Annotated in this window: 14 protein-coding genes; 13 read left to right on the top strand and 1 reads right to left on the bottom strand. The window is 39.8% G+C overall.

Going from position 1 to position 18,634, the window contains the following annotated elements; all coding sequences use genetic code 11:
* The first annotated feature begins 160 nt into the window (after positions 1-160).
* Both clpX and yihA read left to right on the top strand, forming a co-directional pair.
* Positions 161-1,408 carry an ATP-dependent Clp protease ATP-binding subunit ClpX gene (gene clpX, locus IGJ95_RS08155; RefSeq protein WP_010735253.1) on the top strand — a complete coding sequence of 416 codons (1,248 nt, stop codon included), beginning with the start codon at positions 161-163 and terminating at the stop codon, positions 1,406-1,408.
* Between the two features lie 115 nt (positions 1,409-1,523).
* Positions 1,524-2,111, top strand: a complete 588-nt coding sequence (gene yihA, locus IGJ95_RS08150; RefSeq protein WP_029594239.1) for a ribosome biogenesis GTP-binding protein YihA/YsxC — start codon at positions 1,524-1,526, stop codon at positions 2,109-2,111.
* 67 nt (positions 2,112-2,178) lie between these two features.
* Here the strand turns inward: yihA and IGJ95_RS08145 are convergent, their stop codons facing one another.
* Positions 2,179-2,328 carry an SPJ_0845 family protein gene (locus tag IGJ95_RS08145; RefSeq protein ID WP_010735255.1) on the bottom strand — a complete coding sequence of 50 codons (150 nt, stop codon included), beginning with the start codon at positions 2,326-2,328 and terminating at the stop codon, positions 2,179-2,181.
* Between the two features lie 126 nt (positions 2,329-2,454).
* Between IGJ95_RS08145 and IGJ95_RS08140 the strand changes: the two genes are divergently transcribed.
* The 11 genes from IGJ95_RS08140 to rlmD all read left to right on the top strand — a co-directional run bounded on the left by IGJ95_RS08140 (position 2,455) and on the right by rlmD (position 18,436).
* A complete protein-coding gene (locus IGJ95_RS08140) occupies positions 2,455-3,780 on the top strand; it encodes a hypothetical protein (RefSeq protein WP_438726665.1) in 1,326 nt (441 codons plus the stop codon).
* Between the two features lie 254 nt (positions 3,781-4,034).
* The gene (locus tag IGJ95_RS08135) at positions 4,035-4,787 is read left to right on the top strand and encodes a DeoR/GlpR family DNA-binding transcription regulator (protein ID WP_153829773.1); all 753 of its coding nucleotides are present in this window, start codon (positions 4,035-4,037) and stop codon (positions 4,785-4,787) included.
* Positions 4,784-5,698: a 1-phosphofructokinase gene (pfkB, locus tag IGJ95_RS08130; RefSeq protein WP_010735258.1), complete on the top strand. Its 915-nt coding sequence runs from the start codon at positions 4,784-4,786 to the stop codon at positions 5,696-5,698. Before IGJ95_RS08135 ends, pfkB begins: the two co-directional genes overlap by 4 nt.
* Positions 5,699-5,716: 18 nt before the next feature.
* A complete protein-coding gene (locus IGJ95_RS08125; protein WP_010735259.1) occupies positions 5,717-7,648 on the top strand; it encodes a PTS fructose transporter subunit IIABC in 1,932 nt (643 codons plus the stop codon).
* 599 nt (positions 7,649-8,247) lie between these two features.
* A complete protein-coding gene (gene pcrA / locus IGJ95_RS08120) occupies positions 8,248-10,491 on the top strand; it encodes a DNA helicase PcrA (RefSeq protein ID WP_010735260.1) in 2,244 nt (747 codons plus the stop codon).
* A gap of 20 nt (positions 10,492-10,511) precedes the next feature.
* The gene (ligA, locus tag IGJ95_RS08115; RefSeq protein ID WP_153829774.1) at positions 10,512-12,554 is read left to right on the top strand and encodes an NAD-dependent DNA ligase LigA; all 2,043 of its coding nucleotides are present in this window, start codon (positions 10,512-10,514) and stop codon (positions 12,552-12,554) included.
* 93 nt (positions 12,555-12,647) lie between these two features.
* Positions 12,648-12,953 (top strand): Asp-tRNA(Asn)/Glu-tRNA(Gln) amidotransferase subunit GatC, encoded by a 306-nt coding sequence (gene gatC, locus IGJ95_RS08110; RefSeq protein ID WP_010735262.1) that lies wholly within the window; start codon positions 12,648-12,650, stop codon positions 12,951-12,953.
* Positions 12,953-14,425: an Asp-tRNA(Asn)/Glu-tRNA(Gln) amidotransferase subunit GatA gene (gene gatA / locus IGJ95_RS08105; RefSeq protein ID WP_010735263.1), complete on the top strand. Its 1,473-nt coding sequence runs from the start codon at positions 12,953-12,955 to the stop codon at positions 14,423-14,425. The genes gatC and gatA overlap by 1 nt, the downstream gene beginning before the upstream one ends.
* Positions 14,422-15,852, top strand: a complete 1,431-nt coding sequence (gene gatB / locus IGJ95_RS08100; RefSeq protein ID WP_010735264.1) for an Asp-tRNA(Asn)/Glu-tRNA(Gln) amidotransferase subunit GatB — start codon at positions 14,422-14,424, stop codon at positions 15,850-15,852. The genes gatA and gatB overlap by 4 nt, the downstream gene beginning before the upstream one ends.
* A 9-nt stretch (positions 15,853-15,861) precedes the next feature.
* The gene (locus tag IGJ95_RS08095) at positions 15,862-16,908 is read left to right on the top strand and encodes a diacylglycerol kinase (protein ID WP_010735265.1); all 1,047 of its coding nucleotides are present in this window, start codon (positions 15,862-15,864) and stop codon (positions 16,906-16,908) included.
* Between the two features lie 163 nt (positions 16,909-17,071).
* Positions 17,072-18,436, top strand: coding sequence for a 23S rRNA (uracil(1939)-C(5))-methyltransferase RlmD (rlmD, locus tag IGJ95_RS08090; RefSeq protein ID WP_023519797.1), 1,365 nt, complete (start codon positions 17,072-17,074; stop codon positions 18,434-18,436).
* Positions 18,437-18,634: the final 198 nt, after the last annotated feature.

Genomic DNA, 18,634 nt, shown 5'->3' with positions numbered 1-18,634 from the left:
TATGAAAGAGTCCAGGCGCTTAGATGAAGCCTAGACTCTTTCGTTTTGTTTTAAACTTCTTTGATACTTTTGCTTTTTTTTAAATTATGGTATGATAAGGAAAGACTGTAAAGTCTTTGATAGTTTCTTGCGAATCAACGCAAGTTAAGGGGTGAAGACCATGTATGATAATCCAAGTGGTAATGAGACTGTACGCTGTTCTTTTTGTGGTAAAACACAAGAAGAAGTAAAGAAAATCGTAGCAGGTCCGGGGGTCTACATCTGTAACGAATGTATCGACCTATGTAAAGAAATCATTGATGAAGAATTCTATGAAGAAGCAGTACGAGAGTTTACTGAAGTACCGAAACCTTCTGAGATTCTTGAAGTATTGGATAATTATGTGATTGGACAAGAACGTGCAAAACGTTCATTGGCTGTAGCTGTTTACAATCACTATAAGCGTGTCAATCAAGAAGCAAAAGACAGCGATGATGTCGAATTGCAAAAAAGCAATATCTGCCTGATCGGTCCAACTGGTTCAGGTAAAACATTCTTAGCGCAAACATTAGCAAAAACATTGAATGTACCATTTGCCATTGCTGATGCAACAAGTTTGACAGAAGCGGGTTATGTAGGTGAAGATGTCGAAAATATCTTATTGAAACTTTTGCAATCTGCTGATTACAATGTTGAACGTGCGGAAAAAGGAATCATCTACATTGATGAGATCGACAAAATTGCACGTAAAAGCGAAAATGTATCGATCACACGCGATGTATCAGGGGAAGGTGTACAACAAGCCTTACTGAAAATCTTGGAAGGAACAGTTGCCAGTGTGCCGCCACAAGGTGGACGCAAACATCCTCATCAAGAATTCATCCAAATCGATACGACGAATGTGTTGTTCATTGTCGGTGGTGCGTTTGATGGCATCGAAACAATCGTAAAAAATCGTATGGGCGAGAAAACGATTGGTTTCGGTACACAAAACCAAAAACTCTCAGAAAATGAAAGTGTCATGCAACATATCATTCCTGAAGATTTATTGAAGTTCGGCTTGATCCCAGAGTTTATCGGACGCTTACCTGTAATGGCTGCGTTAGAAAAACTAACAACCGACGATTTAGTTCGTATCTTGACGGAACCGAAAAATGCGTTAGTGAAACAATACCAAAAATTACTTTCACTAGATGACACTGCTTTAGAATTTGAACCAGAAGCACTAAAAGCCATTGCGAAAAAAGCAATTGAGCGTAATACTGGTGCACGTGGTTTGCGTTCGATTATCGAAGAAATCATGATGGATGTCATGTTTGATATTCCTTCTGATGAAACGATCGAAAAAGTGATCATTACAAAAGAAGCTGCCGAACTTACCGGCAAACCAACAGTTATTTACAAAGACTCAGAAAAAAAAGCGGGATAAAATGAAAGGAGCAGTCGTGAAAGTTTTAGCAGCTTTTTCGACTACTCCTTTTCATTCTGTCGAAGAAAGTGGAGAGGGATTGAGCCACTTTGCCGCTTTGAAGGAGAGAGAGCATATGAAAGTCCATCATGCGGATATTGTGATCAGTGCTGTTGCACCGAAACAATATCCAGAAACAGATCTACCAGAGATTGCCTTAGCAGGTCGCTCAAATGTCGGGAAATCTTCCTTTATCAATACGCTGATCGATCGAAAGAATCTCGCACGTACATCAGGTAAACCAGGGAAAACACAAACCCTGAATTTTTATCTGATCGAAAATGCGCTGCATTTTGTCGATGTTCCAGGTTATGGTTACGCGAAAGTTTCTAAAACTGAGCGTGCGAAATGGGGACAGATGATCGAAACTTATTTGACATCGAGAGAACAATTAAAAGCTGTGGTGTCACTGGTGGATGTTCGCCATAAACCATCGCAAGAAGATATCCAAATGTATGAATTCTTAAAATACTATGATATCCCAGTGATCGTTGTTGCGACAAAAGCAGATAAGATCCCTCGTGGAAAATGGAACAAACACGAAAGCGAAATTAAAAAAGCATTGAATTTCGATCGCAATGACACATTCATTTTATTTTCTTCTGTAACTAAACAAGGAAAAGAAGAAGCGTGGAAAGCGATCGAAGACGCGATCAGCGAGTAAACAAAAAAGACTTGATACTTAGGTTGAAAGACAAACTTTCAAAAGCTAAATATCAAGTCTTTTTTGTTTATTTCTTTTTTTTGTCTTTTTTTGGGTCGCTTTTTGGTTTTAAAAAGCGGTCAATGTCTTCTTTTGGAGCAACGGTCTTTTCCGGATCAACGCCAAAAGATTCAAATAGTTTGTCGAAATTATCTGTACGCTCAAATTTCAATCCCATGTTTATCACCTCTTTCTTTATTTTAACATGCTACCCCTCAATCGGTGGCATAAGACGAAAAGTTTTAGTTTTTTTTTATTATTCGTTATAATTTGATTATAAATAGATTTGAGAGAGGTGAGAAATATGGTGTCGAAAGAAAAAATGATGTTCCGTCTCGTGTTGACCAGAGATCGTACGAACGAAAAAGAAGAAGCCTATGATTGGTCCATGCTGACTCGTATCTTGCTTACTCCTGACTTTTTCCAATCCTCTCGTCATTCTAAAGAATCATATACCTTAATTGCACTAAAAGAAGCCTTAGAAGAAATCTCTGATGAAGAGATCGGTTGGTTTGAAATTTATCAGAATGATCTCACTTGCCGTTTCGAATTTGGCTATCATCATCTCCAAATTGATTATCAGTTTTTGTGGCAGGTATTTCAAAAAAATGAATCGGTGATTCGAAACTATCTTCAAACAAAAATGCAAAAAAATGGTATTTTTGCTTATATGAGAAGTGTCGAAGAATATTTATATCATAATACGAAAGAAATCGAAAAGCGTTTATCCTTTGAATCTGCCGAGAACATCGAGAAGTTGCCTAAAATCAAAGGTCGAAATGGGCAGATTGAGGTAGATTGTAACCAGTTTCCCGGTTATGATCTAATCGTAGAAGGGCGTTGTTTTACTTCTTGTTGGGAAATGTATTATAGTCAATATTATTATCGACTGATCCCTAAAGAGATTTTTTTGGAAATGCAACAGGTGGAGGAAATCACCCAATACGAGAATCAAGTCATTGGTATCCAGTTGTATCGCGAGCCATTTCGTTGGCAAAGTGAAGCGAATTTAAAATTTCAACAATACTATCGAGATCAATTAGGCTTTGATCATTTGTCGTGGGACAACGGCGTTGGTTTACTGAAAGAGCCATTTGTCGAGTATGCCTATACTCAGGACTCCTTGCAAGCGGTCCAGTATCAAAATCATTTGATGCAACCAACAGAAAAGAAGAAAGCAACATTTTTCGTAACAAGAAGCTATGATTTTGCTACTTACGATTACAAAGAAAAAAGAGCGAGAGGTGTCCTGAATCGTCAAGCATTTTTTCCTTGGGTCGATGAAAGCCATAGCCAGTTGATCTGTTATAAAGTGATCGATCCAACATTCATGTTAGATAAGGGAATCGATGCTTATAGTTATTATATTAATGAATACTTGAATGTTGAAGCCCCCGATGAAATGTACCAAGACTATTTGACCTCATTGCGCATTTACTTGCCGACCAAGTTTTTAGCTGATTTTCCCATCGAGGAGATCCGCGATCGATTATCAGAGATCCAATTCAAACGAATACGCAAGAGAAGAGGACGTTTAAGCTTTGATGCAGTTCAAGGAAAAAAACGTCTTCGGGTCGTCTTGTTAGATCAAGCGGAATTGTCTGGGAATCTATTGATGCAGAAAAATTAGCTGATTTCAATAATTTGCAAGAAAAGCCGGATCATACTGAGATGATCGGAAAAGTGAAATGGTAAAGTAGTTTAAAATCTAAAATATCAGAAGGCATCCATAAAAATTGAAGTATGATTTTGTGGATGCTTTCTTACTTGTAATTGAAGTTACGTGTGTTTTCAAGATTTTTATCGTTTTTGAATGTTTTTGAATGAATATTGTTGAATGTTAAATAAAAATATGCTAGAATCTATCGTGAGGTGATCGTGGAAATGCTTACAGAAGAACGTAAACAGAAAATCCTACAACTATTGGAACAACATAAAATTGTCAAATCCCAAGAGTTAGTAGTCTTATTAGATGCTTCTGAATCAACGATTAGACGGGATCTCCAAGAGTTAGAAGATGAAGGTTTATTGCAACGTATCCATGGAGGAGCAAAAAAAGAGGATCTTTTAGGTTTTGAACAAAACATGAGTGAAAAAACGCTCAAAAACGTTCATGAAAAGCAAATGATTGCACGATTAGCAGCAGAACTGGTGAACAATGAGGAAGTCATTTATCTTGATGCAGGATCAACCACGTTAGAGATGATTCCTTTTTTAAAAGATAAACAGATCACTGTTGTGACCAATTCAGTGAAACATGCTGCCGCGCTAGTTGATCTACAAATCTCAACGATCGTCCTAGGGGGCCAAGTGAAACTCTCAACGAATGCAGTGTTAGGAGCTAATACACTTAGCCAATTACAGGCTTACCATTTTAATAAAGCATTTATGGGAATGAATGGCGTTCATCTTGAACGTGGGTTTACTACCCCAGATCCAGAAGAAGCAGCGGTCAAACGCTTAGCCATTACAAATGCCCAAGATAGTTATGTTTTACTTGACCATACGAAGTTCAATAAGCAAACCTTTGTTTCTGTTGCACCACTGCAAGATGCCACGATCATAACCGAGCGTTGTCCACTAGAATTTCTTGACGACTACAGTGAACGGACGACAATTAAGGAGGCAAATCAATGATTTATACAGTAACGCTTAATCCATCCATAGATTTTATCGTACGAGTAGATGGATTAAAACTCGGTGATTTAAATCGAATGACCGAAGATTTCAAAGTCCCTGGAGGAAAAGGGATCAATGTTTCCCGTATTTTGAAGCGCATCGATTCTGATTCGACCGCTTTAGGATTTCTTGGTGGTTTCACTGGGAATTTTATTTCTGACTGGTTGAAAGAAGAACAAATCGCAACAGCTTTTACACAAGTGGAAGAAGATACTCGGATCAACATCAAATTAAAGTCTGATTCTGAAACAGAGATCAATGGACAAGGACCAACAATCTCGGATCAAGCCATTGAACGTTTGAAAGCAGAATTAGCAACTGTTGGAGCAGACGATATCGTGGTATTATCAGGAAGCGCACCTGCGAGTTTACGTGCTGGATTCTATCAAGAATTGATTGAGATCATCCGTGAAAAAGGTGCTGAGTTTGTGATCGATACTACCGGCGATGATTTGAAAGAAGCATTAAAAAAAGAACCGTTGTTGATCAAACCAAACAATCACGAGTTAGCTGAATTGTATGATGTGACATTCCGTTCCGTTGAAGATATCATTCCTTACGGCAAGAAATTATTGGCAGAAGGAGTAAAAAATGTGTTGATTTCAATGGCTGGAGATGGTGCTTTATTGTTCACAAAAGAAGGAACCTACCGTTCCAATGTATTAGTTCGACCATTGAAAAATTCAGTGGGTGCCGGAGACTCGATGATTGCTGGTTTTATCGGTTCATATAGCAAACATAGAGATGCGGTAGAAGCGTTCAAGTGGGGCGTGGCATGTGGAAGTGCAACTGCTTTTTCGGATGATTTAGCGGTTCGCCCATTCATTGATGAATTGTTACCAGAAGTAGAAATAACAAAAATTGATTAATATCGTGGGGGATAAATCATGGAAATCAAAGACTTAATGATTAAAGATGCGATGATCATGGATCTACAGGCAACTGATAAAAAAGGCGCCATCGATGAAATGGTCCAAAAAATGTATGATGCAGGTCGTATCTCAGATATCGAAACTTATAAACAAGGGATCTTAGCTCGTGAAGCTCAAACATCCACTGGGCTAGGCGATGGCATTGCAATGCCACATGCGAAGAATGCTGCTGTCAAAGAAGCAACAGTTTTGTTTGCGAAAAGCAATAAAGGCGTAGATTATGAAGCACTAGATGGTCAACCAACTTTCTTATTCTTTATGATCGCCGCACCAGAAGGAGCAAACGACACACATCTGCAAGCATTAGCTGCCTTATCACGTTTATTGATCGATCCAGATTTTGTTGGAAAATTAAAAGAAGCAGGAACACCGGAAGAAGTCCAAGAATTGTTCCAAACAGCTGAACAACAAAAAGAAGCAGAAGCGGTAGCAGAACAAGAAGAAGCAGCACAAACAGCGGCTTCATCTAATAAAAAATTCGTTGTTGCAGTTACTGCATGTCCGACAGGGATAGCCCATACTTACATGGCTGAAGATGCGCTGAAGAAAAAAGCCAAAGAGATGGGTGTTGAGATCAAAGTTGAAACAAACGGTTCAGAAGGAATCAAAAACCGTTTGACTGCTGAAGATATTGCTCGTGCAGATGGCGTCATCATTGCGGCTGATAAAAAAGTCGAAATGAATCGTTTTGACGGAAAAGAATTAGTCAATCGTCCAGTAAGTGACGGTATTCGAAAAACTGAAGAATTGATCAACTTAGCTGTCAGTGGCTCAGCACCAGTTTTCCATGGTGATGGAAAAGAAAAATCTTCTGACGAAGGAAATGCAGATGGAACGATCGGCCAACGAATCTATAAAGATTTGATGAACGGTGTTTCTCACATGTTACCATTCGTTATCGGTGGTGGGATTGCCATTGCATTATCATTCATGGTCGACCAATTCATGGGTGTACCACAAGATCAATTAGCAAACCTTGGGAATTACAACCAAGCAGCAAGCTGGTTCAATCAAATTGGACAAGCTGCATTTGGCTTTATGTTACCAGTTTTAGCAGGATTCATTGCTTCAAGTATTGGTGACCGTCCTGGATTGATCGTTGGTTTTGCAGCGGGAGCATTAGCAAATACTGGCGGTGCTGGGTTCTTAGGTGCCTTGATCGGTGGTTTCTTAGCAGGTTATGTGATCGTCTTCTTACGTAAATTGTTTAAAAACTTGCCTAAGTCACTTGAAGGAATCAAAACGATTCTATTCTATCCTGTTTTTGGATTATTGATTACCGGTTTCTTGATGTTGATGGTCAATGTACCGATGAAAGCACTGAATGATGGTTTGAATAGTTTCTTATCTGGACTTAGCGGTTCAAATGCTGCATTATTAGGTGCGTTACTTGCTGGGATGATGGCTGCCGATCTAGGTGGACCAATCAATAAAGCAGCATATGTGTTCGGTACAGCAACATTAGCAACCACTGTCGCAACCGGTGGTAGTGTTGTGATGGCTTCCGTTATGGCAGGAGGAATGGTTCCACCATTAGCTATCTTCGTTGCAACACGTTTGTTTAAAAATAAATTCAGTAAAACAGACCAAGATGCTGGCTTGACAAACATTGTTATGGGGCTCTCCTTCGTAACCGAAGGATCGATTCCATTCGCCGCAGCTGATCCAATCAGAGCCATTCCAAGTTTCATTATTGGTTCTGCATTGACAGGTGGTTTAGTGGGAGCATTTGGTATCAAATTGTTAGCACCACATGGCGGGATCTTCGTTGTCTTCTTACTAAGTCATCCGATTATGTATCTTGTATTCATTGCAATTGGTGCAATTGTTTCTGGAGTAATTTATGGTGCTTTAAGAAAATCACCAGATGCTGTTAAAGTAGCCTAATCTTTATTAAAAATATAAAACAGACTAAGAATAGTGGGTAAGGTATTCGACGGAATATCTTGTCCACTATTTTCTTGTAATCAAGTATAGTGAGAGTGAAAGGAAGCTCGAACATGATCTCATGGACTTGAAGTCCTTGTAAGGGAAAGTCGAATCGGAATGAATCTGTGAAGATTTTTCAATCAAATAGTGAAGGAGGTTGGGACGGAAGGGTTTAGACTTATTTCCGAAGAGGGGACTTTTGTTCCCGCCGTTTATTCGGTTATAGGCGTGGGGGAGAACTAATGTCCGACTTCTCTTTTTTTTACTTGTGTTAGTAGATAATCAAATCTGATTCTCTAAGATGTAATTGGTCTGGTATTCTCAATAGGTTGAAAAATTATTTCTAGTGACTGAAGAATAGTATCGCAAAAACGTTAAGTGGCCCTTTATGTTGTCTCAAATTCTGGCTTTTTGCTGAAGCGATTTAACCATGCGTCAGACTATTCTTGAATCAATGACTAATGTGATGTTGAAGACGTTTTACAAGAAGATTCCCTTTATCGAATAGGGGGTTAATGCTATAATTAGAAGGATTGATAATAGAAAGGATGTTGTGAATGTCATCCAAAGAAAACTTATTAAAGGGAATGAACCCTCGTCAAAAAGAAGCGGTTCTACATACAGATGGCCCGCTTTTATTAATGGCTGGTGCCGGTAGTGGAAAAACACGTGTTTTGACTCATCGAATCGCTTATTTGATTGAAGAAAAAGAAGTGAATCCATGGAATATTTTGGCAATCACCTTTACCAATAAAGCGGCGAAAGAAATGAAAGAACGGGTCAATGCCATTTTAGAAACAGGTGGCGAAGATGTCTGGGTCTCTACCTTTCACTCGATGTGTGTCCGTATTTTAAGACGAGATGTGGATTATATCGGCTATAATCGAAACTTTACGATCATTGATTCTTCGGAACAATTATCATTGATGAAACGAATTTTGAAAGAGTTGAATATCGATCCTAAAAAATACGATCCAAGAAGCTTGTTAGGATCAATCTCGCAAGCAAAAAATAGTTTGTTGTCACCAGAGGCTTTTGCCAAAATGCAAGGCAGTTATTATGAAGAAATTGCCGCAAAATGTTATGCAGCATACCAGAAGGAACTCCTATACAACCAATGTATGGATTTTGATGATCTGATCATGAATACGATCCGTTTATTTGACGAGCATCCAGATTCATTGACGTATTATCAAAATAAATTCCATTACATCCATGTAGATGAATATCAAGATACGAACCACGCACAATATACGTTAGTCAATCTATTAGCTGGACGGTTCAGAAATCTTTGTGTAGTTGGGGATGCAGATCAAAGTATTTACGGCTGGCGTGGAGCAGATATGCAAAACATCTTGGATTTTGAAAAAGATTATCCAGATGCCGCGGTGATCTTGTTAGAACAAAATTATCGCTCAACGAAAACGATCTTGAATGCAGCGAATCAAGTCATCGAAAACAACCGCAATCGTAAACCCAAAAATCTTTGGACAGAAAACCAAGACGGTAACAAAATCACGTACTATCGAGCAGACAATGAGCGTGACGAAACACGTTTTATTGTAGAAAGAATGCAAGAAGAGATCCAGACGAATCGTCGCAATTATGGAGACTTTGCTATTCTTTACCGAACAAATGCCCAATCACGTGTCATGGAAGAAACCTTACTGAAAGCCAATATTCCGTACAAAATGGTTGGAGGTCACAAATTCTATGATCGAAAAGAAATCAAAGATGTTTTGGCGTATCTTAATGTGATGGCAAATCCTCAAGATTCATTGAGTTTTGAGCGGATCGTCAACTCACCAAAACGTGGGATTGGACCAGGATCGGTGGAAAAACTTCGTAGCTTTGCCACGATGCACGAATGGCCTTTGCTAGAGGCTGCAAGAAATGTTGAGTTAGCGAACATCGGCGGAAAAGCAGGAACACAGTTAGGCTCTTTTGGCGAGATGATGCATCAATTGACTGAAATGATCCCTTATTTGACCGTTACAGAGTTAACCAAAGAAGTCTTAGAACGTAGTGGCTATTTGGATGATCTAAAAATCCAAAATACATTAGAATCCCAAGCACGTATCGAAAACTTAGAAGAGTTTTTGACGGTGACTCAAGAATTTGATAAACAATTTGAAAAAGAAGGGCTAGAGAATGCTGATTCGCCAGAGGACAAGCTGGTCGTCTTTTTAAATGACCTTGCACTTGTATCAGATATCGATAGCTTAGAAGAAGAAACGAAGCAAGTGACATTGATGACCTTACATGCTGCGAAGGGTCTAGAGTTTCCAGTCGTCTTTTTGATCGGTCTAGAAGAAGGTGTCTTTCCACTTTCTCGTGCCTTGATGGAGGAAAGTGAACTGGAAGAGGAACGCCGTTTGGCCTATGTAGGGATCACCAGGGCAGAAGAAGCATTGTTTATGACCAATGCGTTTTCACGGACTTTATATGGTCGTACGCAATACAATCGACCTTCACGATTTTTAGAAGAAATCGATCAAGAATTATTAGATATCCACGGGATGCGACCAACTTCCAATGCCTCTCAGCCGTCGCCTCTTCGTGCGAATAACGCGACACCTAAGTACCAACAGCCAACAAAAGCAGGTGTATCAGCAAAAGTCGCTACAGGTGGCGAAACAGGTGGTTGGAAGCCAGGAGATAAAGTCAAACATAAAAAATGGGGACCTGGTACAGTGGTTAGAGTTAGTGGTGATGCAAAAGACCTTGAGCTTGATATTGCATTTCCAAGTCAAGGAGTCAAACGTGTATTAGCCGCTTTTGCACCAATCGAAAAAGTTTAGTTCAATAGGGGGAGAAAAAGATGGAACACGAAATGACGATCGATGAAGCGACAAAAAAAGCAGAAGAACTCAGAGTGCAGTTAGATCGTTGGTCTCGTGAGTATTATGTGTTGGACCAGCCAACGGTTGAAGATTATATCTATGACAAAACCTATGCCGAATTAGTGGCGATCGAAGAACAATATCCAGATCTGATCACCGCAGATTCACCGACCCAACGAGTAGGTGGAAAGATTCTTTCCTCATTTGAAAAAGTCACACATGACATTCCATTATATAGTTTGAACGATGTCTTCAATAAAGAAGAACTCTTAGCATTTGATCAACGTGTCCAAAAAGCAATCGGCCGTCCAGTCGCTTATTGTTGTGAACTGAAAATCGATGGACTATCGGTATCTTTACGATATGAGAATGGTGAGTTTGTACGGGGAGCAACTCGGGGAGATGGTTCGGTCGGCGAAAATATCACAGAAAACTTAAAAACGGTGCGTTCTGTTCCAATCAAATTAAAAGAACCGATGAGTATCGAAGTACGTGGTGAATGTTTTATGCCGAAACGTTCATTCGTTAAATTGAACCAAAAAAATGAAGAAGAAGGCAAACCAGTCTTTGCCAATCCTCGTAATGCAGCAGCAGGTTCATTGCGCCAGTTAGATTCCAAGATCACAGCGAAAAGGAATCTTGATACGTTCTTATATACCGTAGCAGATTTTGGACCGATGCAAGCGACGACGCAATACGAAGCGTTAGAAGAATTAGACAAAATCGGTTTCCATACGAACCATGAAAAACGTCTTTGTCATTCAATCGACGAAGTTTGGGCGTTCATTGAAGAATACCATGAAAAACGTAAAGATCTCCCTTACGAGATTGACGGGATCGTTATTAAAGTCAATGATTTTTCATTGCAAGACCAATTAGGTTTTACGGTCAAAGCTCCACGGTGGGCGACGGCCTATAAGTTTCCGCCAGAAGAAGTAGAGACGGTCATCGAAGAAATCGAATGGACGGTCGGCAGAACGGGTGTAGTGACACCGACAGCAATCATGACACCGGTTCGTGTGGCTGGTACGACAGTCAGCCGTGCTAGTCTGCATAATGGCGATTATATCCAAATGAAAGATATCCGCTTGAATGATACTGTCCAAATCTACAAGGCAGGGGATATCATCCCTGAAGTCGCACAAGTCATTTTAGATAAACGTCCAAAAGACAGCGAGCCTTATAAAATGCCCGAACATTGCCCTGTCTGTCACAGTGAGTTGGTTCATTTAGATGAAGAAGTTGCCTTGCGTTGCATCAATCCAAAGTGTCCCGCACAAATGAAAGAAGGACTGAACCATTTCGTTTCCCGAAATGCGATGAACATCGATGGCTTAGGACCAAGAGTCTTGGAACAGATGTATGACAAGAAGTTAGTCGCTGATGTTGCTGATCTCTATAAACTAACAGAAGAAGAATTATTGATGTTAGATAAAATCAAAGAAAAATCAGCGAATAATATTTTAACAGCAATCGACAATAGCAAAGAGAACTCGGTAGAACGTTTGATCTTTGGTTTAGGTATCCGTCACGTTGGCGCAAAAGCAGCGAAAATCTTAGCGGAGCATTTTGGCGATTTAGAAACGTTGAGTCGCAGCGATTTTGAATCGATCATCCAATTAGATACGATCGGGGATATCATTGCAGATAGTGTAGTGACTTATTTTGACAACGAAGAAGTCCACGAGTTGATGGAAGAACTTAAACAAGCAGGTGTCAACCTTGAATACAAAGGCATTCGTTCGACACAGCTGAAAGAAGTAGAATCGCCGTTCAAAAACAAGACGATCGTGTTGACAGGCAAATTAACTCGATTCACAAGAGAAGAAGCCAAAGAAACGATTGAAAACCTTGGTGGAAAAGTCACTGGCAGCGTCTCTAAAAAAACGGATATCGTTGTCGCTGGCGAAGATGCAGGTAGTAAATTAACGAAAGCCCAAGAGTTAGGGGTCGAGGTTTGGACGGAAGATCAGATGGCTGAAGCGTTAGCGGAGAGTCATCCTGCTGAGGAAGCAGAATAATTTTTCAGATAAATTTCAAGAAAGAATTTCAGAATGCGAATTTCTTATGTTAAAATAAGAAGCAAAGTTTTCATTTAGGAAAGAAGGGGTACTATGGCGATTAGTGAAGAACAAGTAAAACATGTAGCGAAGTTAGCCAAATTGAAATTTGCCGACGAAGAGCGCGCAGGTTTTACTGACCAATTAGGAAAAATCATTGACATGGTAGAAATGCTGGAAGAAGTAGACACAGAAGGCGTACCATTTACATCAAACGTCGTTGAGACTGTCAACGTCATGCGACAAGACCGTGCACAACTAGGTTGGAGCAGAGATGAATTATTAAAAAATGTACCAGAAAAAGAAGATGGTTTCATCAAAGTACCAGCAATCATCGATAATGGGGAGGCTGGCGCATAATGACAGAATTATACAATCGTTCATTAGAAGAACTACACGACTTATTAGTGTCAAAAGAAATCACTGCACAAGACTTAGTGAGAGCTACATTTGATCGCATCAAGGAAACAGAACCCGCGATCGATGCATTCATCACATTGAATGAAGAGAAAGCTTTAGCCCAAGCCAAAGCTTTGGACGAAAAAGGTATCGACGAAAACAATGTTCTTTCAGGTATCCCGATCGGTATCAAAGACAATATCGTGACGAAAGATCTTTTAACGACAGCAGCTTCAAAGATCCTTTATAATTTTGAACCGATCTACGATGCGACAGTCATGGAAAAAGTATACGAAGCAGACATGATCCCTGTTGGTAAATTGAACATGGATGAATTTGCAATGGGCGGAAGTACCGAAACTTCTTACTTCAAAAAAACAAAGAACGCTTGGGATCAAACAAAAGTTCCTGGCGGATCATCTGGTGGTTCAGCAGCTGCAGTTGCCGCAGGACAAGTGCCAGTTTCTCTAGGTAGTGACACTGGTGGAAGTATCCGCCAACCAGCCGCTTTCAATGGAATCGTAGGAATGAAACCAACTTATGGTCGTGTTTCCCGTTTCGGTTTGATTGCATTTGCTTCATCTTTAGACCAAATCGGTCCAATGACTCGGACAGTCAAAGATAACGCATTAGCATTGACCGCAATCAGTGGCTACGACGAAAAAGACGGTACTTCATCTGGTGTATCTGTCCCTAACTTTGCAGAAGGTTTGTCTGGTGATATTAAAGGAATGAAGATTGCTTTACCTAAAGAATACTTAGGTGAAGGTGTCGATGAAGGCGTGAAAGAAGCAATTCTTAAAGCAGCTGAAACATTCCGTTCATTAGGTGCAACAGTAGAAGAAGTTAGCTTACCTCATTCAAAATATGGCGTGGCTGTCTACTATATCATTGCTTCATCTGAAGCTAGTTCGAACTTGCAACGTTTTGACGGTATTCGTTATGGATATCGTTCAGAAGATGTCAAGAACTTGGATGACGTTTATGTCAATTCACGTTCTGAAGGTTTCGGAGAAGAAGTAAAACGCCGGATCATGTTAGGAACGTTCTCATTGAGTGCAGGTTACTATGACGCGCATTTCAAAAAAGCAGGACAAGTCCGTACATTGATCAAGCGTGACTTTGAAAAAGTTTTCGCGGATTATGATTTGATCATCGGCCCTTCTTCACCAACAGTTGCGTTCGGTCTTGGTGAAAATATCAACGACCCAATCACGATGTATATGAGTGATATCTTGACGATCCCAGTGAACTTGGCAGGACTACCAGGTATGTCAGTACCTGCAGGCTTATCGGAAGGGTTACCAGTTGGCTTGCAGATCATCGGTAATTATTTCGAAGAGAAAACCATGTATCAAGCAGCTTATGCGTTTGAGCAAGCGACAGAGTTCCATCGTCAACAACCAGCTATTTTAGGAGGGAAAGCCGAATGAATTTTGAAACAGTCATTGGACTTGAAGTCCATGTGGAATTAAAAACCAACTCAAAAATTTTCTCTCCAGCTCCTGCGCATTTTGGTGCTGAACCAAACAGCAACACCAATGTGATCGACTGGGGATACCCTGGAGTTTTACCAGTAATGAATAAAGCAGCGCTGGAATTTGGGATGCGTGCAGCGTTAGCATTGAATTGCGAAATTTCGAAAGATACTCATTTTGACCGCAAAAACTATTTCTATCCAGACAATCCCAAAGCTTACCAAATCTCACAATTCGATCAACCAATCGGTCATGATGGCTGGATCGAGATCGAAGTAGAAGGTAAAAAGAAAAAAATCCGCATTGAACGTGTACATTTAGAAGAAGATGCAGGAAAAAACATGCACGGCATCGGTGGATACTCTTATGTCGATCTAAACAGACAAGGAACACCATTGATCGAGATCGTTTCAGAAGCAGACATGCGTTCACCAGAAGAAGCCTATGCTTATTTAGAAGCTTTACGTTCTGTGATCCAATTTACTGAAGTCAGTGACGTGAAATTAGAAGAAGGTTCAATGCGTTGTGATGCGAACATTTCTTTACGCCCTTATGGACAAGAAGAATTTGGGACAAAAGCAGAATTGAAAAACTTGAACTCCCTTTCTTTTGTCAAAAAAGGTTTAGCATTTGAAGAAAAACGCCAAGCAAAAGTATTATTATCTGGTGGAGAGATCCAACAAGAAACTCGTCGCTTTGATGAAACGACGAATAAGACGATCTTGATGCGTGTCAAAGAAGGGTCAAGTGACTATCGTTATTTCCCAGAACCTGATATTCCAAGATTCGTGATCGATGACGAATGGATCCAACGAGTGAAAGCAAGCTTACCAGAAATGCCAGCTTCTCGTCGTGTACGCTACATCAGCGAATTAGGCTTACCAGAGTATGATGCGAAAGTATTGACGCTATCAAAAGAAATGTCTGATTTCTTTGAAGCAACATTGGAAAACGGAGCAGATGCCAAACAAGCTTCCAACTGGTTGATGGGTGAAGTATCAGCATACTTAAACAGTGAGAAATTGGAATTAGCTGAAACGAAACTAACACCTGAAAACTTAGCGGGTATGATTCTTTTGATCGCAGATGGCACGATCAGCTCTAAAATTGCGAAAAAAGTCTTTCGTGAGTTGATCATGAATGGCGGAGATGCACAAAGTGTTGTTGAAGCAAACGGTTGGGTCCAATTATCTGACCCAGCGAAGTTATTACCGATCATCAATGAAATCTTAGATAACAATCAACAATCTGTTGATGATTTCAAAAACGGAAAAGACCGTGCAGTAGGTTTCTTAGTTGGACAAATCATGAAAGCTACTAAAGGACAAGCAAACCCAGGTGTGGTCAACAAATTGCTAAATGAAGAATTAGCGAAACGATAGAGGGATGCTATGAAAAAAGCGCGTGTGATCTATAATCCGGTCTCAGGTAAAGAATTGTTAAAACGTAATCTTGCCGACATCCTCCAAGCTTTGGAGGAGTCGGGCTATGAAGCAAGTGCTTATGCAACGACTCCGGAACAGGACTCGGCAAAAAATGAAGCACGACGAGTCGCTGAGTTAGGTTTTGATCTTGTCGTTGCTGCTGGTGGCGATGGGACGATCAATGAAGTCGTTAATGGTATCGCCTCATTGGAAGTTAGACCTAAAATGGCGATCATTCCAGCGGGAACGACCAATGACTATGCTCGCGCCTTGAAGATTCCTAGAGATAATATCAAGGCAGCAGCAGAAGTCATCAAAAAGAATCAAACAGTCAAAATGGATATCGGTCAATCCGATAATAGCTATTTCATCAATATTGCAGCTGGTGGCTACTTGACAGAATTGACCTATGAAGTTCCTTCCGAATTGAAAAGTATTTTTGGCTATCTTGCATATTTGGCAAAAGGAGCAGAAATGTTACCACGTGTCAAACCGATCAAGATGCACTTGAAGTATGACGAAGGCGAATATAATGGCAATGCTTCGATGTTCTTTTTAGGGTTGACGAATTCCGTTGGTGGCTTTGAACAAATTGCGCCTGATGCAAAGCTAGATGATGGAAAATTCTCTTTGATCATCGTCAAAACGGCGAATATTTTTGAGATCCTACACATTGCTGCCTTAATGCTCAATGGAGGGAAGCATGTCGATGATCCAAGAGTCATCTATACGAAAACAAGTTCTCTTTATGTTGAAACCGAAGATAATGCGAATCGCCCTGTCATGATCAATTTAGATGGCGAATACGGTGGGAATGCTCCGATGCATTTTCAAAATCTTCATCAGCATATCGAGTTTTATGCAAATACAGATCAAATTCCAGATGAGGCAATCACTGGTTTTGAGGAAGAAGAGCTAGAAGAAGTTAGCAAAGAATTCGTCAAAGAAGTAGAACGTTTGACGGATGAAGATATCGATGGCGATGGCAAAATTGCTGACAAGGATCAGAACTGAGCAGGATTGGACGACTATTAGAAGGAAGAAGCAAAGATCATAGGATTACTTGTTTTTTCCAATAGACTGAAGAAAAAAGGGCTGGGAATGAATGGATCTCCCAGCTCTTTCCTTTGTTGAACGGACAAAATTAGAAACCATTCAAAAGAATAGGAGTAATGAAATGACACAAACAATTAAGAAAAATGAACGGTATACTGTTGATATCATCGATTTAAGTTACGAAGGATTAGGTGTTGCGAAAATTGATGGCTATCCATTATTTATTGAAAATGCTTTGCCAGGTGAACAAGTGGAGATCCTTGTCGTAAAAGCAGGCAATAAATTTGGCTACGGTAAGGTCGAAAACTGGTTGACGACGTCACCAGACCGTCAAGAAATCACTAGTAATGTTCTATTGCGTACAGGAATCGCTCCTTTAGCCCATTTAAGTTATGAGCAACAATTAGTATTCAAACAAAAACAAGTCGAACATGTTTTAGCTAAAATCGCTAAAATGCCTGAAGTCACAGTACAACCAACGATCGCTATGGAAGAACCTACAGGCTATCGGAATAAAGCACAGATTCCTGTTCGTCGCGTCGAAGGCGAATTAGTGACTGGTTTTTACAAGAAAAATAGTCATGACTTAGTGGAAATAGAAGATTTCTTCATCCAAGACCCACAAATCGATCAAGCCATCATCAAGGTAAGAGACATCTTGCAACGTTTTCAAGTACGTGGCTACAATGAAGAAAAAAATGAAGGACAAATTCGTCATATCATTGTTCGTAGAGGTCATTACACGCATCAAATGATGGTGGTTTTAGTCACTCGAAAAGAAAAATTCTTCAAATCGAAAGAAATCGCTGAAGCTATCCATGAAGCTTTACCGGAAGTAGTGTCAGTGATCCAAAATATCAACGAAGAAAAAACGAATGTCATTTTAGGAGAAAAAGAAAAAGTTCTTTTTGGTCAATCGTATATCGAAGATCAGTTACTTGGTAAGACCTATCGTATTTCTTCTAAATCCTTTTATCAGGTCAATACATTACAAACCGAAGCATTGTATCAAAAAGCGATCGAATTTGCTGAATTGAAAAAAGAGGATGTCGTGATTGATGCATATTCAGGAATTGGAACGATTGGTTTATCCATAGCGGATCAAGTAGCAAATGTTTATGGCATGGAAATCGTACCAGCAGCGATTGAAGATGCGCAGTTCAACGCGTTGACAAACAAAATCGAAAATGCGCATTATGAAGTTGGAAAAGCGGAAACAGTCATGAAAAAATGGCAAGAAAAAGGAATCAAACCAACTGTTTTAGTTGTCGATCCTCCAAGAAAAGGCTTAGACGCACGCTTTATTGATTCAGCGATCGAGATGGCTCCTGAGCGAATCGTTTATATCTCATGCAATCCTGCAACTTTTGCTAGAGATGTGAAGTTGTTTGCAGAAGACGGTTATCAGTTAGAAAAAGTCCAACCAGTTGATTTATTCCCACAAACGCACCATGTAGAATGTGTCGGATTATTACGCAAAGGGTAAGTGATTTAAATAGATGAGCGCAAGGCATTATATCCTATACACTCATTTTAGAAGACGTTTCTGTCAAAAGAAACGTCTTTTTTTATACAATTGTTTGAGTGAAATAAGCGATTTGAAAGTAAAGAGAGTTATTTTAAGACTGACATAAATCTTTTAATGCTTTATAAATATAGTGTATAATAAATAGAGAGTATATCG

Source organism: Enterococcus sp. AZ156 (assembly GCF_051714165.1).
In the GTDB taxonomy this organism is placed as follows: domain Bacteria; phylum Bacillota; class Bacilli; order Lactobacillales; family Enterococcaceae; genus Enterococcus_B; species Enterococcus_B pernyi.
This window is presented reverse-complemented; position numbering and strand designations above follow the sequence as displayed.